We start from the raw sequence: 20,923 nt of genomic DNA, 5'->3' as shown, positions 1-20,923 counted from the left end.
CGTGAACCCTCGGGAGCACACCACAGTGTGTGCACCTGACATCCGACTGACGGGACATGAATCGGTATGCAATCCAAAACTTCTCGGCGCACCTTTGTGAAAGGTCTCACCGCAGGCGGGATTCTCGGTGGCTTAGGGCTTTGGCAGACGCCTATATGGGCGGCACCTCGCTTGGGCGAAACCAATGTCCTGTCAGGCAGAGAGTTTGACCTATTTATTGGAGAAACCCCGGTAAATATCACTGGGAATGCCCGGACTGCTATGACAATCAATGGTGGGATTCCGGGGCCTCAGCTGCGCTGGCGTGAAGGCGATACCGTGACCTTACGGGTCAAGAACCGCCTCAAAGATATGACATCAATCCACTGGCACGGGATTATCCTCCCCGCGAATATGGACGGTGTGCCGGGCCTTAGCTTCCATGGGATCGAGCCTAACGGCACGTATGTCTATCAATTCAAGGTCAAACAGAACGGAACGTACTGGTATCACAGTCACTCCGGCTTCCAAGAACAGGTAGGTGTGTATGGCCCGCTGGTAATCGACGCGAAAGAGCCCGAGCCATTTGAGTATGACCGTGACTACGTGGTGATGCTCACTGACTGGACGGATGAAGATCCTGCTTCGCTGATGAAAACATTGAAGAAGCAGTCTGACTACTACAACACCCACAAACGCACAGTCAGTGACTTCATCCATGACGTAGCTGACAAAGGTTGGTCAGCCACCGTTGCTGACCGCAAGATGTGGGCCGAAATGAAGATGAATCCCACTGACATTGCAGACGTCAGTGGCGCGACATACACCTACTTGATGAACGGCCACGCGCCGAACTCCAACTGGACGGGCACCTTCAAACCTGGCGAAAAGCTTAGATTGAGGTTCATCAATGGTTCGGCCATGAGCTACTTTGATGTCCGTATTCCGGGCTTGAAGATGACTGTTGTGGCTGCCGATGGCCAGTATGTCAAACCTGTGAGCGTGGATGAGTTCAGGATCGCCACTGCCGAGACTTTCGATGTGATCGTCGAACCCACTCAGGACGCCTACACACTGTTTGCGCAGGCGATGGATCGGTCGGGGTACGCAAGAGGCACCTTGGCCGTCCGGTCAGGCCTGGCCGCTCCGGTACCTGAGCTAGACCCACGTCCTCTCGTCACCATGGCCGACATGGGTATGGCCGGTATGGATCATGGCGCGATGGCTGGTATGGGCGATATGGCTGGAATGGATCACAGCAAGATGGCCGGTATGGGTGACGGCCCAATGGAGGGTATGTCAGGCATGGACGGCGGTGCCATGAAAAGTATGAACCATGGCGCTACGCAAGACACGTCCGGCATGGACAGTATGGCTGGGATGGATCACAGCAAAATGTCTATGGGCGGCAAGAGTGGTATGGGAGAAATGCAGTCGCACCCAGCCACAGAATCCAACAACCCTCTCGTCGACATGCAGGCAATGACAACGTCGCCAAGGCTTGATGATCCTGGCATGGGCCTTCGCGACAATGGTCGAAAAGTGCTGACGTATTCTGATCTAAAGAGCACGTTTGAGGATCCAGATGGCCGTGAGCCAAGTCGGACTATCGAACTGCACTTGACTGGCCATATGGAGAAGTTTTCCTGGTCTTTCAACGGCGTGAAGTTTTCGGACGCAGAGCCGTTAAAACTGAAGTACGGCGAGCGAGTCCGGATCGTTCTTGTCAACGACACCATGATGACTCACCCCATCCATTTGCATGGCATGTGGAGCGACCTAGAAGACGAAAATGGCCAATTCCTTGTTCGCAAACACACCATTGATATGCCGCCAGGCTCGAAGCGCAGCTACCGAGTGACAGCCGATGCGCTGGGGCGCTGGGCCTACCACTGCCATCTCCTGTACCACATGGAAATGGGGATGTTCCGCGAAGTGCGTGTAGAGGAATAAGGAGTCGACTATGAACAATTTTCTTTGCGGGACTCGCATGCACTCAGCTGTGTTTACGGTCGCTCTGACCGCTGGTTTTGTCTTCCCCGCAGCCGCTGAAATAAGCCAGGGCACCGAAGACGGGCAGATGCAGACCATGGATCATAGCCAGATGCAGGGTATGGATCATAGCCAAATGCAGGGTGCGGATCACAGCAAAATGCAGGGCATGGATCACGGCAAAATGGAAGGTATGGATCACAGCCAGATGCAGGGCATGGATCACAGCAAAATGGAGGGTATGCAGCCCGCCAAGCAACCACAAACCCAAAGCCGGACTCCGATACCGCCGCTAACCGATGCTGACAGAGCCGCAGTCTATAAGTCCCCAGGTGGTCACGCGGTTCATGACACAGCCCTCAACTCATTTTTTATATTTGAGAAATTGGAATGGCAGGATGCTGACGATGGAAGCGCACTGAACTGGGAAGCCCAAGGTTGGATAGGGGGAGATGTTGATCGTCTATGGTTGCGCTCCGAAGGCGAGCGCACCAATGGGAAGACTGAAGAAGCTGAGGTTCAAGCTTTATGGGGACACGCCATCAGCCCTTGGTGGGATCTAGTCGGCGGGGTTCGTCAAGACTTCAAACCAGGCGACCCTCAAACGTGGGCCGCTTTCGGCATCCAGGGTTTGGCGCTCTACAATTTCGAGGCCCAGGCTACTGCTTATTTGGGTGAAGGCGGCCAGACCGCAGCGCGGCTGGAAGGTGACTACGACATTCTCCTAACCAATAAGCTGATTTTGCAACCAACTGCAGAATTCAATTTCTATGGCAAAAACGATCCCAAACGTGGAGTCGGTTCAGGGTTGTCTGAGAGTGAAGTCGGATTGCGGCTCCGATACGAAATCCGTCCTGAGTTCGCACCTTATGTAGGCGTGACTTGGAATCGGGCTTATGGAAAGACCGCTGACTATGCCAGCGAGGAAGGCGAAGACAATAACGAAGCACGTCTGGTGCTCGGCGTCCGGGTGTGGTTCTAAACCACAGTTAGCGGCACCAAATAATTATATAACCTCATTACAACAGCTACGCGCTGTGAGGAGCCTTGCATGTCTGTATTTAAATCCTGTGTTGTGGCCGTCGCTCTTTCATCCAGCCTTCTGCTCAGTGCAGTTGCCCAGGCTCACCCGAAGCTAGTCTCTTCAACTCCAGCTGAAGGCGCGAACGGCCCAGCCCCAGCAAAGATTGAGCTGCACTTTTCTGAAAACCTGGTTACCCAGTTTTCCGGAGCCAAGTTGATCATGACCGAAATGCCTGGCATGTCGTCGCACTCTCCTATGGGTGTGAAAGCCAGCGTGGCCGGCAGTAACGACCCTAAAACCATGGTCTTGACCCCGGCCTCTCCTCTCACAGCTGGCACCTACAAAGTGGAATGGCGAGCGGTTTCGTCCGATACCCATCCGATTACTGGCAGCGTCACCTTCAAAGTGAAATAAGTATGAGCGACCCAATTAACGTGGCGCTGCGCCTCGCGCTGTATTTGGATCTGATGCTCCTCTTCGGTCTTGCCGTCTTTGGGCTATACAGCTTTCGGGGAAAAGAGCGTGTATCGGGAACCCTGTTGCATTTTGGGTCGCTACTACCTGGCACAGCTGTTATAGGTATGCTTTTGTCCATAGCAGCTTTTGTAGTTATGACAAAAAATATGAGCGGCGCATCCGACTGGGCGGAGCTGCGACCTCACATGGAAATGATGCTGTACGAGACCGAGGTCGGCTACAGCTGGGTGACACGCATGATCTCGCTAGCAGTGGTGATTTTTGCTGGAAGCCAGAACAGGCGATGGCCGACGGGCAGTCTCTGGGTCGCTACCATAGCGGGCAGCATTGCCTTAGCGACAATCCCATGGACAGGTCACGGGGCGATGGATGAAGGCGCCCTGCGATTCTGGCACTTTGCCGCTGATATTCTGCACCTACTTGCCGCTGGCGGCTGGATCGGAGCTCTCGCGGCGTTTGGTCTGATGTTGAGTATTAGGGGGGCTAATTCGGAGCAACTGGTACGAGTGCTATCGCGAGCGCTCAAGGGATTCGAAACAGCGGGCGCATTCATTGTTGGTACGATCATAGTTACTGGCGTCGCTAATTATCTCTTCATTGTCGGGCCGACATTAATCGAAGTCGTAACCAGCACCTATGGCGCTCTCCTACTCGTGAAGATCATACTTTTCATGGGCATGATCGGGCTAGCTACCCTCAATCGCTTCTACCTGAGCCCTTCACTAGAGCGGTCTGTGGTGGCCGGTGATTTTTCTCTAGCGGCAACTGCTTTGAGAAAAAGTGTGGTGATCGAATCGACCTGTGCTGTCGTCATCGTTTGCTTGGTGGCTTGGCTAGGAACATTGAGCCCCTCAATCGAGATGGCTCAAGGGTGATCCAGCAGCTAGATCCGAGCGGCCCCAAGGGCGCTCAGATCTGAGCAACGACTATCGGCTGATGGGGTAGTCAGCGACCACTTCTTGTGCACCTGCCTTGGTGAGCCCCAGGACTTGGTAAGGTTGATGATTCTGGCCGTAGTCCATACCAGGAGAACCTGCGGGCATGCCTGGCACTGCAATTCCTGCGAGGTCTGAACGCCCCTTCAGCTTCTTGATTTCATCGGCTGGGACATGACCCTCTACGAATTTTCCGTCAATCACAGCCGTATGGCATGAAGCGAGTCCCTGTGGCACGCCCAGGTTCTGCTTGATAGCGCTCATATTACTTTCCACATGGTCTACTACCTTGAATCCATTCGATTCGAGGTGCTTGACCCATTCCTTGCAGCACCCGCAGTTCGCGTCCCGATGTACATCGATTGTGAGTGGCTCAGCTGCCTGCACAACCCCACAAATCATCAATCCCACAGCAAGCGATAGCTTTCGTTTGAACATTCGATGCACCTCGTCACGTTTTAGTGTGCGGTTGCGCTGTATGCACTGGCCGTAGGCCAGGAGTCGCGCTTCCGCACTGGATGGAAGGTAGGTTAAGCGCAAAAAGCTCAGATTGCCGATTACGTTTTTGTAAGCTGCCGACTAGCTGCTCTCCCTCAATCCACCGCACCCCGACCCCGTCTTGCCTGGGAGCTATCCGTTTGCTGTTGGGGCAATTACATTTGCGTAAGCTTCCGCACAGTCGTCAGATTGGTAGCACACTAGAACACCGCAAAACCGGAGCCCCGGCATGAAAATCTTGGTTGCAGAAGACGAACCCAAAATTGGAATGTACCTACAGCAAGGCCTCCTAGAAGCTGGCTTCAGTGTCGACCGGGTTGTGACGGGAACAGAGGCGCTGCACCAGGCGCAAAATGAGGCCTACGATCTTCTAATCCTGGACGTAATGATGCCGGGCCTGAATGGCTGGGAGGTCATTCACTCTATCCGCACAGCCGGGAGCACTGTTCCTGTGCTGTTTCTGACGGCCAGGGACGGAGTTGACGACCGGGTCAAAGGTTTGGAATTAGGTGCAGACGATTATTTAGTCAAACCCTTCGCATTTTCCGAGTTGCTTGCTCGCGTCAGAAGCTTGCTTCGCCGTGGTGCCGCCGTACCCAACCAGACATCTATTAAAATCGGGGATCTGGAGGTCGATCTTCTGAAGCGTCGTGCTTCGCGCTCAGGTCGACGCATTGACCTTACCGCCAAGGAATTTTCGCTGCTAGAGCTGCTGATGCGCCGTCGGGGAGAAGTCTTGCCGAAATCACTGATCGCATCGCAGGTTTGGGACATGAACTTCGACAGTGATACCAACGTGATCGAAGTCGCGATTCGTCGCCTCCGGGCCAAAATCGATGATGATTTCGACATCAAGCTGATTCAGACCACGAGGGGAATGGGGTACATGCTAGATGCTCCGGATACAGAATGAAGCGCGCATCTCTTACCCTCCGTTTAAGCATGATGTTTGTCTGTGCCGTGGTGGCCGTGTTGGTAGTAGCAGGCTTTACTTTTGACGGATTCAGCCAACATCACTTCAAGGCCCTCGACCGTCAAGCGATGACGGAAAAGCTCCAATCCATTCGGCAAATAATGGATGGCGAATCTGGCTCCGCAGACCCCTCAGAAGTTGTGTTGCAGCTACAAGCTCTGCTCGGTGCTCACCAGGAACTCTCGGCTTCAATTATCACGAATGGAGGGAAGACGATCTTTGCGACTCCAAATGCAGTTGGACTTCCTCCTTTCTCCTCTGATGTCCTTGGGAAAGAAATGTGGGAGTGGACAGCTGGAGGCCATATGTACCGAGGCATGAAAGCCCAAGTTCATTTGGTGAATGAAGCTGAGCCGCTGACCGCGTGGCTGAGTCTAGACGTCACAAGCCATATGCATTTCGTTGAAACTCTGCGCTGGTGGTTGGTGATCGGGCTGGCGATTAGCGCCTTGATCAGCGCAGGTTTAGGGTGGCTGGTGGCGCGCAGCGGGCTGAAGCCGGTCGCACAAGTGACGCAAGTCGCGGCCTCAATGTCAGCCGGATCGCTGAAACAGCGGATTCCCATGGACTCTGTGCCTCGCGAGCTAGAGCTCCTCGTCACTTCGTTCAACGCTATGCTGGCTCGCCTTGAAGAATCATTTGCTCGGTTGTCTAACTTTTCAGCCGATATCGCGCACGAGCTACGTACTCCTATCAGCAATCTGCGCACACATACCGAAGTCATCCTCACAAAGAAACGTGCACCAGAGGATTATGAAGAGAATCTTTATTCCAACCTGGAAGATCTGAACCGACTCTCCAGCATTATTGACGGCATGCTTTTCTTAGCAAAGTCAGACAACGGTCTGATTCTACCTGCCAAAGAGAAAATCGAGTTGCGTTCGGTCGTCGAGAAATTGTTCGAGTATTACCAGCTTCTCGCAGACGACACAGGGGTAAAGCTGCAGGTAGTCGGGCACGGCGCGGTGAATGGTGACGGGACGATGCTGGATAGGATGATCTCGAATTTGCTGTCCAATGCGCTCAGGTATACCCCACCTGACTGTACGATCTCCGTGAAAATCGAGCCCCTTGGCGACATGATCAGCTTGTCAGTGGAAAACCCCGGCGAGGAGATAGCGGTAGAGCATCTGCCCCGGCTGTTTGACCGTTTTTACCGAGTCGATCCCGCACGGAGAGAGGGCGCTACGAACCATGCGGGGTTAGGGTTGGCAATCGTCAAATCACTGGTTGACGCCCATGACGGCACCGTCGGATGTGTCTCCAGAGAAGGCCATACGACCTTTATGATCAGCCTTCCCGCGTGGCCTGCTGACCACGAGTGAAGCAAAGAGAACGGTTGCGTGCCTTACCCTATGACAACAGGATGTGGCGCCTGCTCTGTAAGCGACTAGAAAACCTAAAATTTGCCGCTGAACCGTGTGATCGAACTCGGTAAAAGTTGAGATAAGAAAGCAAACAAGACCGCAAATGCGGCCCTGTTTCATCCAGCGACCTACTCGTGCGAGTGCCCGTGCTCAGCGCTTTCGGAGGTAGTGCCTTTTTCACCACCGCATGCCGTCATCAGGCCAAGGAAGCAGATCAGGAGCATCGAACGGATCAATGTTGTTGGGGTTTTCATTGGAAGACTCTTCAAAAATGGATGAAATTAAATGGCCTGTGGTCAGGCTGAACTCTGTATTTGTGGCCGTAGAGCAGCCATCGCTGCTTCGGATTACTGTTTGACGCTCAAGTAATCACCGGTCGTTTTCAGTGAGATGGTCACGTCGTTGTTGCTGCGATTACGCCAAAACCAACCGTGGGTGCCGTCAAAAATGGCGGTGAATTCACCTTTGTCACTTTTGACTTGCTTGCCCTTGGTGTAGCTGTGGAAGTAACCCTTTTCACCGTTGTAGGGCTCGCCATGGGTGTCGTAGTTCACAGGCCCACCAGCCGCTGTCCATTCATAGCTGACGGTTTTGTTCTTCAACATTTCCAGCTTGATTTCTGTCCCTTCACCTGGCTTGAGCGTGACGGTCATTTGATCTGTCTTTAAAGCAGGGTCAGGTGTCGCCACCGGCTGGGCAGCAGGTTTCGCAGTAGGTTGGACTTGTGCGACCTGCGGAGCTGGAGCTGGAGCTGCTGGTTGCGGTGGCGCGGCATCCGCCAACGCCTCTTGGGCCAGGGTGATCTTCAGTTCGCCCATCTGGGTCAGACCCAGTGTCCGGCCCACGCCTGTCGGATCAATGGCGTATTCCGAGGGCATGACCACGGTCACCAAAAGGCCGGCTGCAACCAGTATTGCAATGACAGTCGAACGCACCAGTTTGCGAGTGCTAGGCAATTCATTAACAGTTGGAAGCGGAGTATTGAACATGGTCAGAATTCCTTACGCGGAGACAAACAGGCCGGTGATCTGGTAACCCATCAGGAGGAAGCCGGCACTCATCATGGCGGCGTTGGCGGTATAGGCGTGGCGCCAGAAACTGCCGGTGCGCCGCCAATACCCCATCAGAATGAGAATCGCGCTGAGGGCCAGCAATTGGCCGATCTCGACACCGACGTTAAAGGCGATGAGGTTCGGAATCAGGCCGTCGGGCGAGATCTCGTACTCCTGGATCTTGGTGGCCAGACCGAAACCATGGAGCAGGCCGAAGATCAGCGTGGCCACCTTGGTGTTGGGTTGGAAACCGAACCAGCGCTGGAATGCGCCCAGGTTGTCGAGCGCCTTGTACACCACCGAAAAACCGATGATGGCGTCGATGATGTAGGAGCTGATGCTGATCTCAGTCAGCACACCCAGCAGCAGCGTGACTGAGTGGCCTAAAGCGAATAGCGTGACGTAGAGACCAACATCTTTCAGGCGGTAGAGGAAGAAGATCACCCCGAACAGAAACAGCAGGTGGTCGTAGCCCGTCATCATGTGCTTGGCGCCCATGTAGATGAAGGGCAGCAACATGACGCCGGAGCTTTCCTGGATGAATCCTTTATCACCTTCGGCGACGGCATGAGCCATCGCCTCGGGTATTGCGAGGAAAAGTGACGCGACAAATAAAAACAGCAGCAGTAGCAGGCGACGCGAAGGCGCAGTAAATGCGTCAACGCCGCTCATCGAGTGCGAATGCATAGATCAATCCTACGTTGCAGGGATCAAAGGCCGCAGTGCGGCCATGGTCAGGATGCGAACGAAGGACGGGGTGGACGCTCGATCAAGAAAATCGGCGGACGAGGAACGGAATATCGGCGCGCATCAACTCGTATGGACAGCTTCGGCTGTGCAGCCAAACTCAACGCGGACGTGAGCTGTGGCGTTTCGTGCTGATGGTCAGGGGTCAACGGCGAGTGGTAGTGATCCGAGTAGCTCGCGCTCGACATCTCTGCCTGCTGCTCATGGGAGTGATGGGCGTCTTGTGCAATCTCCCAGGCTGGCTGTTTCGATGTCACCGACAACGTATAGGTATGCCCGGCCCAAGCCACAAACATGGCGAGAGCAAGTGCGATTACCACCATCATTGTCAGTGTTCTGCTGAACATAGTGTTCGGGTTTCAACTCGTTTTGTAGGGCTTTGATGCGTTTGACCACATCCCCCTAGGGGGGATAGGATGCCAGCGTAATTCATTGAGGCCTGAGGCTCAAGTCATGAGTGAGCACGAACACGAACACAGCCATCCCCATACCCACCAAAGTCACGAGGCGATCATCAAGCGCCTCAAGCGGGCGGACGGCCATTTACGCGGCATCATCACCATGATTGAAGAAGGTCGTCAGTGCGTCGACATTGCTCAGCAGTTGCACGCTGTCGAAAAAGCAGTGTGTCAAGCCAAGCGCACGCTCATTCAGGATCACATCGATCACTGTCTGGAGGACACCGTCTCGGCCTTGGGCAATGGCGAGCGCTCACCGCTGGAAGCGTTCAAACAAATCACCAAATACCTCTAGGTCTGATATGCCCAACTTCGCTGAACTGCTGCAACAAGGCGGGGCTCACGCCTGGCTGTATTTCCCGAGCGCTATTCTGCTCGGAGCCTTGCATGGGCTTGAACCGGGCCATTCAAAAACCATGATGGCAGCCTTCATCGTGGCCATTCGTGGCTCGGTAAAACAAGCCGTATTGTTGGGCTTGGCCGCGACGCTGTCGCACACCGCTGTGGTGTGGTTGGTCGCTATCGGCGGCATGTACCTGGGCAAAGGTCTGGACGCTAAAACCACCGAGCCTTACTTCCAACTCGCGTCCTCTGCTCTGATCATCGTGATTGCACTTTGGATGCTATGGCGTACCTGGCGCGGCGAGCAGATGTTCAAGTTCGAGCAAGGTGATGAGCACCACCACGGCGAGCATGACCATGGTCATCACGATGAGACTCATCGTATCGATACAGGCCATGGTCGCATCGAACTGTCGATCTTCGAAGAAGGCATGCCACCGCACTGGCGCCTGAAGACACTGACCGGACACGCCTGGGCAGCCTCAGATGTTCGCCTGATGACTACTCGTCCGGACGGTAGCACCCAATCGTTCTCTTTCGTTGAGCGCGTAGGCTTCCTGGAGTCGACGGTCGATATTCCGGAACCACACGAGTTCAGTGCTCGCTTGAGTCTTGGGCATGCAGGCCACTCCCATGATTACGATCTCCAGTATCAGGAACACGATCACGGGCATGCTCATTCCGAATTGGAAGGCTTGGAGTTGTCGATTGATGGCTACCAGGATGCGCATGAACGTGCGCATGCCAACGATATCCGTAATCGCTTCACCAATCGCGAGGTCACCACGGGCCAAATCGTCATGTTCGGTTTGACTGGTGGTCTGATTCCTTGTCCAGCTGCCATCACCGTTCTGTTGCTATGTCTTCAGGTAAAAGAAGTCGCGCTAGGAGGCATGCTTGTCCTGTGCTTCAGCATCGGATTGGCGCTCACCTTGGTCACTGTCGGTGCTGCGGCAGCTATTGGTGCTAAACAGGCCTCCAACCGCTGGCCGTGGCTGGGCACCGTGGCGCGTCGTGCACCGTACCTGTCCAGCGTGCTGATCATAGGTGTTGGTCTGTACGTCGGCTTCCATGGCTGGATCGGCCTGAACGCATAAGGCGACGTCTGAGTGTTCGAACTCACCAGCTACGTTGGTCTTTTCCTGGCTGCATTCGGTGCCGCCACGTTATTGCCAATGCAGTCTGAAGCCGTGCTGGTCGGGATGTTGCTCTCCGACCGGTACGTCGTTTCTACGCTCTTGGCGGTCGCCACTTTTGGCAACGTTCTTGGCTCCGCAATGAACTGGCTTCTGGGCCGTTCTGTTGAGCGATTCCGCCACAAGCGCTGGTTCCCCGTGAGCGAGAGCAAGTTAGAAAAAGCCCAGCAGTCCTATCTGCGCTACGGGCGCTGGTCACTGTTGCTGAGCTGGGTGCCCATCATTGGCGATCCGCTGACGGTCGTCGCCGGAGTCATGCGCGAACCACTTTGGAGTTTCCTACTGATCGTCACCCTAGCCAAGGGCATGCGTTATCTCGTGCTGACCGCCGTCACACTGGGGTGGGCATGACGACTCCTACAGTCCCGCTTTCCCCACTCAAGAGCCGAAGCAGTAGCCTGGATCTAATCAAGTGGCTGGCGATGCTGACCATGGTTATTGATCACTTGCGCTTGGTGTGGCCGGAGATGAGCAATCTGTTCATTCTGGGGCGGCTCTCTTTTCCGCTGTTCTGTGTCGCCATTGCCGCCAACGTGACGCGCTCCAAATCGGGCGAATGGCTGACTATCGCGAACGGTCGATACCTCGCGTTGATGCTGTTGTTCGCCGCCATTTCAGAAGTGCCTTATCGCTACATCAGCACCTCGGGATCATTCAACGTGTTGGTTACCCTGGCATTGGGGCTGGTGATTGCCTGGGGATGGCAACATCGTACCCTGTTGAGCAGCGCTATGGCGTTGATGGCCGCCGCGATTGCCTACGTGCTGGATGATCCACTGATGTACGGTTTCTACGGTGCACTTGTTCCAGCTGCTGTCTTAGTAGCAATTAAGAGCCCCGGTGTTCTTTGGTTGCTGCCAGCGGCTCTATGCCTGTTGAGCAATACCCGCAGTAGCATCGTAACCAGAGCGTTGGACTTGGAAGTCTATTCATTGTTGGCCTTGAGCACTGCGTTCGCGGCTCCCCTGATCGGACTCTGGCTTCTGCGTCAGACCTTCACCTTCAAGGTCTGGCCGGTGCGGCAATGGGGCTACTGGTTCTATCCGGGGCACCTTGCCGCTCTGCAAGCGCTACGGTTTCTGATCTGAAGGCTGACCAATCAGCCTTGGCGAATCTTAGGAACTTAAGATCATTTGTTGGGCCATCGACGATGCTGGTCGTCGATCACATAAGGGTGTTCGTGATCCACACCCTGGCCGTCGAGGTGAATGTGATCGCCCGGCAGGTTCTCATGGCTGTGCCTGATAGTCTCTTGGTCATGAGCTGGACGCCAGATCACGATGCTGACCACCAGTGCACTACCTGCCACGACAGCGAGCCCAACAAACGACGCAGTGAGGCTGATATTGGCACCCAGCCATCCCGCCAATGGGTAGGTAATCAACCAGCAGGCATGGGATAGAGCAAATTGGGCGGCAAACAGCGCCGGGCGATCTTCGGCATGTGCCGAGCGACGCAACAGTCGACCGCTTGGGGTCTGGGCCAGCGAATATCCAACGCCGAGCACCATCCACAGCGGTAGCAGGAAATTGTAGGTGGTCAGGTTTATGCCTACCGCTAAGCCTACGACCAATATGCCTCCGCCAAACAGCATGGCCGTTCGGTCTTTGATGTTCTTCAACAGCTGTGGCAAGACAAGGGCCGCGACCATAGAGCCGCCACCAAACGCGGCCAGTGCAAATGCCGTAGAACTCTGAGGCAGAGCGAAGCGCGACTGCACCAGCACCACCGTATTGACGATGACCATGGCACTGGCGGCTGCTACCGTCAGATTGAGAGCGAGAAGCCCACGCAAGCGGGGCGTAGCCAGGAATATGCGCATGCCTCGGGTAGTTCGTTCGTAGATGCTTCGCCGAGGCGTCTGCTTCGCCTTCGGTAACAGTACCGTGGAGACCAGAGCCGCTGAGGCGAGGAAACCGATGACAGTGCCGGCGAACAGGTTATGGAAGCTGATCACGGTCAGCAATGCGGCGGCGAGCATCGGGCTGGCGACACTTTCAAGATCGTAGGCCAGACGCGATAGCGACAAGGCACGGGTGTAGTCGTCTTCATCCGGCAGTATGTCTGGAATGGTTGCCTGGAACGTAGGGGTGAACGCTGCCGAGGCCGACTGAAGGACGAAAATCAGTACATAGATTTGCCAGACCTCCGTCACGAACGGCAGTGCAAGTGCGACCAGGGCACGCACCAAATCCAGCGAGACCAGCATTGCTCGACGAGGTAGGCGTTCTGCAAAAGCCGCTGCAATGGGTGCAACGCCGATGTAGGCCGTCATCTTTATCGCCAACGCTGTACCGAGGACGGCTCCCGCTTGGGCGCCTGCTAGGTCGAACGCCAGTAGGCCCAGTGCGACCGTGGCAAGACCCGTCCCCACGAGCGCAATCACTTGGGCCAGAAAGAGATGACGGTAGGTGCGGTTTGATAGGATTTTCAGCATGAGAAATCTCAAATGGAAAGGCGCGTGCCCATCTGGTTGTCGAGCATTTCTCGAAGAAAGAGAGCGACGAGCTTCTCGTTTACAGATGATGCTATATCCCCCCTAGGGGGATGTAGGGCCATCCTAAACTACAGCCAGTAGTAGCTCAAGAAATAGGCACATAGCCTTTCATCGAATGTCAGGGAGGCGGCGAGGAAGTTGCTTGCCCTATGAAGGCAATTGGCCATACGCTGCGATGCGTGAGAGGTCTCACAAGTATAAAAATGAGCATGGAGCAAGCCCTGATGAAACTGTCTGCCCTTTTGATCGCCGCTTTACTTTCGATTTCGTCCGTTGCTGCCTTCGCGCATAGCGGAGGTACTGATTCAAAAGGTTGCCATCGCAACCATAAAACGAACGACTACCACTGCCACTAAACGGCAAAAGCCCAGCTTGAGGCTGGGCGTTGATGCAAGCTGGCTTCTTCACATTTGTGGAGGCCAGTTAACCTAGCCACGCAACTGTGCAGGCGAAGTAATGCGTCTCGGCTGGATTGGCTTGAGTGATGCCTTGATCGTTTTTTAACCACTTGCAGATCTAGAAACTGCGTGTCAGAAACTTTATTTCGCGTCGGTAATGTTGGCTTAACTTAGGATTTGTTTTATCACCTTTGGCAGGCCTATTGGGTCGACCGCTTCCAATTGTAAGAGCCATTTGCAGCGACTAGACTCCAGACCATGAAACGCTATCTGCGGTTTTGCATCATCTTCATGATCAGCTTGGCGTTTCCCCTCAGCGGGATGGCGGGCGTTCAGGCACCGACAGAACCGTGCCCAATGAAGACGATGGGCATGGCGATGATGGACGATATGGGGATGGACTGCTGCAACGATATGAAAGGCCCTTCCGATCACGGCAAACCTTGTAAGCCGGGCCAGGAATGCAAGTCGGGCGGCATGCTGCAAGTCTCGATCTTAAAGCCTCCTGTAACCGTATTCAGCCCCGAAGTGATTTCATTCTTCAGCGATTCCTTGCCTGTAAAGACCTCGTCCTGGGTTTGGCGACCCCCTCGCGTTTGATTCCTGTACCACACTGAGCCTCATTCCGCTTTAGCGGAATGGCATATCTGCGTGCATGTCTTATGAAGCGCGCAGTGGATCATCACAGGAATCGTAAACATGAACCCTAAGTGCTATTGCACAGGTTGGTCACTCGTGGCCGGCCTGGCGGCATGCATGCTGGCATTGCCGAGCCTCGCTGCCGGCTTAACGCTCGATGAAGCGTTGCGGCTGGCAGAAAACAATGCGCCGTCGCTGACCGCACAAGACGCGAAAATTCAGGCTGCCAGCAATGCAGCCATCCCTGCTGGTGAATTACCTGATCCCAAGCTCCTGGTGGGCGTGCAGAACTACCCCATCGGCGGCCCGGATCGTTGGAGTATCGACCAAGACTTCATGACTATGCGGATGGTCGGGGTCAGGCAGGAGATGCCCAATAGCGACAAGCGCAAAGCGCGTATCGAAGTCGCCGATGCAGCTATTGATCGTGCCTCTGCGGAGCGTCGAGTCGAACGTCTGAAAGTGCGCCAGTCCACGGCGTTGGCCTGGATCAGCAGCTACTCGGTTGAGCGCAAAGATGTGCTGTTCCAGGACTTCTACAAAGAAAACCGCCTGCTGAGCGATACCGTCCGGGCCCAAATTGCCGGTGGCCGCGCTCAACCCGCCGATGCGGTGACACCCAAGCAGGAAGCAGCTCAACTGGCGGAGCAGCAGGACGATCTGATTCTCCAGAGAGCACAGGCTCGAGCGGCCCTCAAACGCTGGATTGGCTCCGCCGCCAACGACAAGCCTGTGGGCAGCTTGCCTGAATGGCCCGTCGACACCTCAAGTTACTCTCATAAACTGCAACACCATCCCGAGTTGGCAGCGTTTGCACCGATGACCCGCGAAGCGCAAGCCAAGGTTCGTGAAGCTGTGTCGGAGAAGCAGTCAGACTGGAGCTGGGAACTGGATTACCAGCGCCGTGGCCGTGAGTTCGGCGATATGGTCAGCGTGCAATTTTCCTGGGATCTACCGCTGTTTCCTGACTCTCGCCAAAACCCCAAAATCGCAGCCAAACAGGCGGAACTCAGTCAGCTTGAGGCCGAGCGCGAAGCCCTGTCACGCGAGCATACCCAGCAACTGGAAAACGAACTGGCTGACTATGAGCGCCTGAATCGTGCGGTACGCCGTAACCAGGAAAGCCTGTTGCCGCTGGCTAAGGAAAAGGTCGAACTCAGCATGGCCAGTTATCGCTCGGGAAAAGGCGATTTGAACGCCGTTGTTGCCGCCCGTCGTGAACTCATCGAGGCCCGCCTCAAACAGATCGACGTGGAAGAGCAGCGAGCGCTGACCAGTGCGCGGTTGTATTTTGCTTATGGGGAGTCCAGCCAATGATCCTTAAAAAAGGGAACGGGGCATTGCTGGTAGGCATCTCGCTGGCATTGGGTGTTGCCGGTGGTTTTTGGTTGGCACATCAGCGCATGAGTGGACTACCAAATACCACACAGGAGCAGAGTCTCAATTCACAGGGCGAACGCAAAGCACTGTATTGGTATGACCCCATGTACCCGCAGCAAAAGTTCGATAAGCCGGGTAAATCCCCCTTCATGGACATGCAACTGGTTCCTCAGTACGCCGGTGGCGCAGGGGATCGTGCGACCGTAAGTATCGATCCGAGTCTGACCCAGAATCTCGGTCTGCGTTTTGCAACAGTCACCCGTGGAATCTTTGACTCCAGCCTCGATGTGACGGGAGTCTTGGGATTCAACGAACGTGATGTCGCTGTGATTCAGGCTCGCACCACTGGCTTTGTGGAGCGGGTATATGCCCACGCTCCCGGTGATGTGCTCAAAGCCAACGCGGCATTGGCGGATATCCTTGTGCCGGAATGGGCGGCTGCCCAGACAGAGTTTCTTGCATTGAAGCGCAGCGGGGATGCTGATTTGTTGACTGTGGCCCGCCAGCGACTACAGCTCACTGGGATGCCGGCAGCACTGATTACTCAGGTAGAGCGTGGCGGTAAGGTTCAGCCCTACCTGACTCTCACCAGCCCTATTGGTGGTGTGCTGCAAGAATTGAATGTACGTGCGGGTATGACTGTGGCTACTGGCGATACTCTGGCACGCGTCAATGGCTTGAGCAGTGTCTGGCTAGCCGTGGCCGTTCCAGAATCGGATGCCGGATCGATCACCGTGGGGCAGGCGGTCGAAGCGCGTCTGCCAGCCTTCCCAGGGACAATGCTCAGCGGCAAAGTCAGCGCGATTTTGCCCGAGACCAACCCGGACAGCCGTACTCTTCGCGTGCGGGTAGAACTCCCCAATCCCGACGGGCGCCTCAGACCGGGTTTGACGGCGCAGGTACGCCTGAATCGCTCGACCGGGCAAAGTGTGTTGTGGGTGCCGAGCGAGGCTGTCATTCGCACTGGCCGACGTGCCTTGGTGATGCTCGCCGAAGACGCGGGCCGCTACCGTCCAGTGGAAGTGCACCTCGGGCAGGAAAGCGATGGCAAGACGGCGATAGTGAAAGGTCTGGAAGAAGGCCAGAAGGTGGTTACGTCTGGCCAGTTCCTGCTCGACTCGGAGGCCAGTCTCAAGGGCATCGTTGCAAGCTCGGAGGAAGAGTCACCGCCCAGCGCAGCAACCTCCAGTTTTCATGAGGCGGATGGGCAGATCGTTGAGATCAACGACAAAGAAGTCACGCTCGCCCATGGCCCCTTCAAGACGCTGGGCATGCCTGGCATGACGATGACTTTCCCACTCGCCAACCCGGCTCTAATGCAGGGCCTTAAAACGGGCGACAAGGTTCGGGTCGCGGTGAGCCAGACTGACGATGGCTTGCGTGTTGAGCGCCTAGCTAAATCGGGGAGCCAGCCATGATTGCTGCCCTCATTCGTTGGTCGGTGGCCAACCGATTCCTGGTATTACTTGCGACACTGTTCGTCACGGCTTGGGGCATTTGGTCGGTGCAGAGCACGCCCATCGATGCGCTGCCGGATCTCTCCGATGTGCAGGTGATCATCCGTACACCTTACGCAGGCCAGGCGCCGCAGATTGTCGAAAACCAGGTGACCTATCCGTTGGCGACCACCATGCTCTCGGTGCCAGGCGCAAAGACGGTGCGCGGTTATTCCTTCTTCGGTGACAGCTTCGTCTACGTGCTGTTCGAGGACGGTACTGACCTGTACTGGGCCCGCTCACGGGTGTTGGAGTATCTAAGTCAGATACAAAGTCGGTTGCCAGCCAGCGCCAAGCCAGCGTTGGGGCCGGATGCAACGGGAGTGGGTTGGATCTATCAGTACGCACTGGTAGATCGCAGTGGCGGACACGACCTGGCACAGCTTCGTGCACTTCAGGACTGGTTTCTAAAGTTCGAACTCAAGACCCTGCCGAACGTTGCGGAGGTGGCCACTGTGGGGGGTATGGTCAAGCAGTACCAGGTGCAGCTTGATCCGCTCAAACTGGCCAGCCTCGGTATCACTCAAGCTGAGGTAACCGAGGCTATCGGCAAGGCCAATCAGGAAACCGGTGGTGCCGTGCTGGAGATGGCAGAGACCGAGTTCATTGTGCGGGCCTCAGGCTACCTAAAAACGCTTAATGACTTTCGTGCTATCCCGTTGAAGCTCGGTGCTGGAGGTGTACCGGTGAGTCTTGGCGATGTCGCCACGATCCAGTTGGGGCCGGAAATGCGGCGTGGCATTACTGAACTCGACGGCGAAGGCGAGACAGTCGGCGGCGTGGTGATTTTGCGCAGCGGCAAGAATGCTCGCGAGACCATTGCGGCGGTCAAGGCGAAACTTGACGAGCTGAAAAAAAGTTTGCCGGTCGGGGTGGAAATCGTCACCACCTATGACCGCAGCAAGCTGATCGACCGTGCCGTGGAAAACCTCAGCCACAAGCTAATCGAAGAGTTCATCGTCGTCGCGTTGGTCTGCGGGATCTTTCTCTGGCACTTGCGCTCATCGCTGGTGGCGATCATTTCGCTGCCGGTGGGAGTGTTGATTGCCTTCACCGTCATGCGTTACCAAGGGATCAACGCCAACATCATGTCCTTAGGTGGGATTGCCATCGCCATCGGCGCCATGGTCGATGCCGCCGTGGTCATGATCGAGAACGCCCACAAAAAGGTTGAGGCCTGGCACGCGGCCAATCCTGGTGAGGAACTGAAGGGTGAGCGTCATTGGCATGTAATGACCGAAGCGGCGGCAGAGGTAGGCCCAGCACTGTTCTTCTGTTTGTTGATCATCACCCTGTCGTTCATTCCGGTGTTCACCCTGGAGGCGCAGGAGGGGCGACTGTTCGGCCCGTTGGCTTTCACCAAGACCTACGCCATGGCCGCAGCGGCTGGATTGTCAGTGACCTTGGTGCCAGTGCTGATGGGCTATTGGATTCGTGGTCGAATTCCCAATGAGCAACAAAACCCGCTAAACCGCTGGCTGATCCGGATCTACCAGCCGGCTCTGGACGCAGTATTGCGTCGACCAAAGCTCACGCTGCTTGTCGCATTATTGGTATTTGTCAGCGCGGTGTGGCCGATGTCTCACCTAGGTGGTGAGTTTCTACCACCGTTGGACGAGGGCGATCTGCTTTATATGCCTTCCGCTTTACCAGGGTTGTCGGCACAGAAAGCGGCGCAACTACTGCAACAGACCGACCGCCTGATCAAGACCGTGCCAGAGGTCGAACATGTCTTCGGTAAAGCTGGTCGTGCCGAAACCGCCACCGACCCCGCACCGCTGGAAATGTTCGAAACCACGATCCAGTTCAAACCACAGGAGCAATGGCGTCCTGGCATGACCCAGGAAAAGTTGGTGGAAGAACTGGATCGAGTTGTACGAGTCCCTGGGCTTACGAATATCTGGATACCACCGATTCGCAACCGTATCGACATGCTGGCCACCGGGATCAAGAGTCCCATCGGGGTGAAAGTTGCTGGCACCAACCTGACGGAAATCGATGCAGCTACTCAGGCAGTCGAACGCGTGGCTAAAGAGGTGCCCGGTGTCAGTTCGGCCTTGGCTGAGCGACTGACCGGTGGCCGCTATATCGATGTGGATATCGACCGTAAAACCGCCGCCCGCTATGGGCTGAATATCGCCGATGTGCAGTCCATTGTGGCCGGTGCTATCGGGGGTGAAAACGTCGGAGAGACTATCGAAGGGCTCGCACGCTTTCCGATCAACGTGCGCTATCCCCGTGAGTGGCGCGACTCGCTATGCGCCTTGGAGCAGTTGCCAATCTACACTCCGCTAGGTAGCCAGATTACCCTCGGCACGGTAGCGAAGGTCAAGGTCACGGACGGCCCCCCAATGCTCAAGAGCGAGAACGCACGGCCTTCAGGCTGGGTTTATATCGATGTGCGTGGTCGGGACATTGCTTCTGTGGTCGCCGATCTACGCCAGGTCGTCAATGAGCAGGTCAAGTTGCAGCCAGGCATGAGTCTGAGCTACTCAGGACAGTTCGAGTTTCTCGAAAGGGCCAACGCACGCCTCAAACTGGTGGTACCTGCCACGCTGTTGATCATCTTCGTGCTGCTCTACCTGACTTTCGCCCGCTTCGATGAGGCCTTGCTGATCATGGCCACTCTGCCATTCGCACTGACCGGTGGAGCATGGTTCCTTTATCTATTGGGGTTCAACCTGTCGGTCGCCACCGGAGTCGGCTTCATCGCATTGGCCGGTGTGTCTGCCGAGTTCGGCGTGATCATGCTGCTCTACTTGAAGAACGCCTGGGCCGAACGTGAAGATCTCGGCGACAGCACTGAATCAGGTCTGGTTGCGGCGATTCGTGAAGGCGCTGTGCAGCGAGTTCGGCCCAAGGCTATGACCGTGGCGGTCATTATTGCTGGCCTGCTACCCATCTTGTTGGCCAGCGGTACTGGTAGCGAAGTGATGAGCCGCATTGCCGCGCCCATGGTCGGCGGCATGGTCACGGCCCCCTTGCTTTCCCTGTTTGTCATTCCGGCAGCCTATCGCCTGATGCGTCGCCGGCACCTCATAGTTGAACCCATCAACCCTCAAGGAAAAGTCGTATGAAACTGACCATGATTGCAGTTGCAAGCACCGTATTTGCGCTTTCACTTTCTGTCCACGCGGAGGACATGCCTGGCATGAAAATGGACGGTATGGCGGGCATGGAGATGAAGCAGGATACAAAACAGGCTCAAGTTGCCAATGCCGAGGGAACGATCAAGGGTATAGATACTACGAAGCATACGGTGACCATCTCCCACGGAGCTGTTCCAGCCGTACAGTGGCCGCCAATGACAATGGCTTTTTCCGTAACGGAGAAACAGCTGGCAGGGCTGATAGTCGGAGACCGTGTATCGTTCTCCTTTAGGCTCGAGGGTGGCAAAGCCGCAATCGTTTCCATTAAAAAATAAGACTGAAGTGATGAGAAAGACCGGCTCGCTCTGTCGTGCCGGTTGGAAA

At 55.6% G+C, this 20,923-nt stretch carries 20 protein-coding genes; 16 read left to right on the top strand and 4 right to left on the bottom strand.

Annotation, left to right across the window (positions count from 1 at the left end; translation table 11 throughout):
• Positions 1-66: 66 nt before the first annotated feature.
• From L9059_RS05760 to copD, 4 genes are all read left to right on the top strand, one after another.
• On the top strand, positions 67-1,932 hold the full coding sequence (locus L9059_RS05760; RefSeq protein ID WP_247289094.1) for a copper resistance system multicopper oxidase: 1,866 nt from the start codon (positions 67-69) through the stop codon (positions 1,930-1,932).
• 10 nt (positions 1,933-1,942) lie between these two features.
• Complete coding sequence (locus L9059_RS05755; protein WP_428480250.1) at positions 1,943-2,953, top strand: copper resistance protein B; 1,011 nt, start codon at positions 1,943-1,945, stop codon at positions 2,951-2,953.
• A gap of 69 nt (positions 2,954-3,022) precedes the next feature.
• Positions 3,023-3,409, top strand: a complete 387-nt coding sequence (copC, locus tag L9059_RS05750) for a copper homeostasis periplasmic binding protein CopC (RefSeq protein WP_033039136.1) — start codon at positions 3,023-3,025, stop codon at positions 3,407-3,409.
• 2 nt (positions 3,410-3,411) lie between these two features.
• Complete coding sequence (gene copD / locus L9059_RS05745; protein ID WP_247289092.1) at positions 3,412-4,347, top strand: copper homeostasis membrane protein CopD; 936 nt, start codon at positions 3,412-3,414, stop codon at positions 4,345-4,347.
• 51 nt (positions 4,348-4,398) lie between these two features.
• Here the strand turns inward: copD and L9059_RS05740 are convergent, their stop codons facing one another.
• Entirely contained in the window at positions 4,399-4,845 is a 447-nt protein-coding gene (locus tag L9059_RS05740; protein WP_150747179.1) for a DUF411 domain-containing protein, read from the bottom strand.
• Positions 4,846-5,134: 289 nt separating this feature from the next.
• Here L9059_RS05740 and L9059_RS05735 point away from each other — a divergent pair, with 289 nt between their 5' ends.
• Positions 5,135-5,818 (top strand): heavy metal response regulator transcription factor, encoded by a 684-nt coding sequence (locus L9059_RS05735; RefSeq protein ID WP_247289090.1) that lies wholly within the window; start codon positions 5,135-5,137, stop codon positions 5,816-5,818.
• On the top strand, positions 5,815-7,203 hold the full coding sequence (locus L9059_RS05730; RefSeq protein ID WP_247289088.1) for a heavy metal sensor histidine kinase: 1,389 nt from the start codon (positions 5,815-5,817) through the stop codon (positions 7,201-7,203). The genes L9059_RS05735 and L9059_RS05730 overlap by 4 nt, the downstream gene beginning before the upstream one ends.
• 389 nt (positions 7,204-7,592) lie before the next feature.
• Here the strand turns inward: L9059_RS05730 and L9059_RS05725 are convergent, their stop codons facing one another.
• Together L9059_RS05725 and L9059_RS05720 are read right to left on the bottom strand one after the other, a co-directional pair.
• The gene (locus L9059_RS05725; protein ID WP_247289079.1) at positions 7,593-8,234 is read right to left on the bottom strand and encodes a transmembrane anchor protein; all 642 of its coding nucleotides are present in this window, start codon (positions 8,232-8,234) and stop codon (positions 7,593-7,595) included.
• Between the two features lie 12 nt (positions 8,235-8,246).
• On the bottom strand, positions 8,247-8,984 hold the full coding sequence (locus tag L9059_RS05720; RefSeq protein ID WP_247289077.1) for a HupE/UreJ family protein: 738 nt from the start codon (positions 8,982-8,984) through the stop codon (positions 8,247-8,249).
• Positions 8,985-9,497: 513 nt separating this feature from the next.
• On the opposite strand from L9059_RS05720, the gene L9059_RS05715 reads away from it, so the two are divergent.
• From L9059_RS05715 to L9059_RS05700, 4 genes are read left to right on the top strand one after another with little or no spacing between them, the layout of a single operon-like run.
• Complete coding sequence (locus L9059_RS05715; RefSeq protein WP_247289075.1) at positions 9,498-9,797, top strand: metal-sensing transcriptional repressor; 300 nt, start codon at positions 9,498-9,500, stop codon at positions 9,795-9,797.
• Positions 9,798-9,804: 7 nt separating this feature from the next.
• Complete coding sequence (locus L9059_RS05710; protein ID WP_247289073.1) at positions 9,805-10,941, top strand: nickel/cobalt efflux protein RcnA; 1,137 nt, start codon at positions 9,805-9,807, stop codon at positions 10,939-10,941.
• Positions 10,942-10,953: 12 nt separating this feature from the next.
• Positions 10,954-11,391 carry a YqaA family protein gene (locus L9059_RS05705; protein ID WP_247289071.1) on the top strand — a complete coding sequence of 146 codons (438 nt, stop codon included), beginning with the start codon at positions 10,954-10,956 and terminating at the stop codon, positions 11,389-11,391.
• Entirely contained in the window at positions 11,388-12,128 is a 741-nt protein-coding gene (locus tag L9059_RS05700; protein ID WP_247289069.1) for a TraX family protein, read from the top strand. The genes L9059_RS05705 and L9059_RS05700 overlap by 4 nt, the downstream gene beginning before the upstream one ends.
• A gap of 41 nt (positions 12,129-12,169) precedes the next feature.
• On the opposite strand, the gene L9059_RS05695 is transcribed toward L9059_RS05700, so the two are convergent.
• Complete coding sequence (locus tag L9059_RS05695; protein WP_247289066.1) at positions 12,170-13,477, bottom strand: MFS transporter; 1,308 nt, start codon at positions 13,475-13,477, stop codon at positions 12,170-12,172.
• Between the two features lie 209 nt (positions 13,478-13,686).
• On the opposite strand from L9059_RS05695, the gene L9059_RS30860 reads away from it, so the two are divergent.
• The 6 genes from L9059_RS30860 (at position 13,687) to L9059_RS05670 (ending at position 20,874) form a co-directional block, all read left to right on the top strand.
• Positions 13,687-13,893, top strand: coding sequence for a YHYH domain-containing protein (locus tag L9059_RS30860; protein ID WP_348967358.1), 207 nt, complete (start codon positions 13,687-13,689; stop codon positions 13,891-13,893).
• Positions 13,894-14,193: 300 nt separating this feature from the next.
• Positions 14,194-14,535 carry a hypothetical protein gene (locus tag L9059_RS05690; protein WP_247289065.1) on the top strand — a complete coding sequence of 114 codons (342 nt, stop codon included), beginning with the start codon at positions 14,194-14,196 and terminating at the stop codon, positions 14,533-14,535.
• Between the two features lie 99 nt (positions 14,536-14,634).
• Positions 14,635-15,891, top strand: a complete 1,257-nt coding sequence (locus L9059_RS05685; protein ID WP_247289063.1) for a TolC family protein — start codon at positions 14,635-14,637, stop codon at positions 15,889-15,891.
• The gene (locus L9059_RS05680; RefSeq protein WP_247289061.1) at positions 15,888-17,372 is read left to right on the top strand and encodes an efflux RND transporter periplasmic adaptor subunit; all 1,485 of its coding nucleotides are present in this window, start codon (positions 15,888-15,890) and stop codon (positions 17,370-17,372) included. Before L9059_RS05685 ends, L9059_RS05680 begins: the two co-directional genes overlap by 4 nt.
• The gene (locus L9059_RS05675) at positions 17,369-20,527 is read left to right on the top strand and encodes an efflux RND transporter permease subunit (protein ID WP_247289059.1); all 3,159 of its coding nucleotides are present in this window, start codon (positions 17,369-17,371) and stop codon (positions 20,525-20,527) included. Before L9059_RS05680 ends, L9059_RS05675 begins: the two co-directional genes overlap by 4 nt.
• The gene (locus L9059_RS05670; RefSeq protein ID WP_247289057.1) at positions 20,524-20,874 is read left to right on the top strand and encodes a copper-binding protein; all 351 of its coding nucleotides are present in this window, start codon (positions 20,524-20,526) and stop codon (positions 20,872-20,874) included. Before L9059_RS05675 ends, L9059_RS05670 begins: the two co-directional genes overlap by 4 nt.
• The last annotated feature ends 49 nt before the right edge of the window (positions 20,875-20,923 follow it).

This window comes from Pseudomonas violetae, from assembly GCF_023072615.1.
In the GTDB taxonomy this organism is placed as follows: Bacteria; Pseudomonadota; Gammaproteobacteria; order Pseudomonadales; family Pseudomonadaceae; genus Aquipseudomonas; species Aquipseudomonas violetae.
This window is presented reverse-complemented; position numbering and strand designations above follow the sequence as displayed.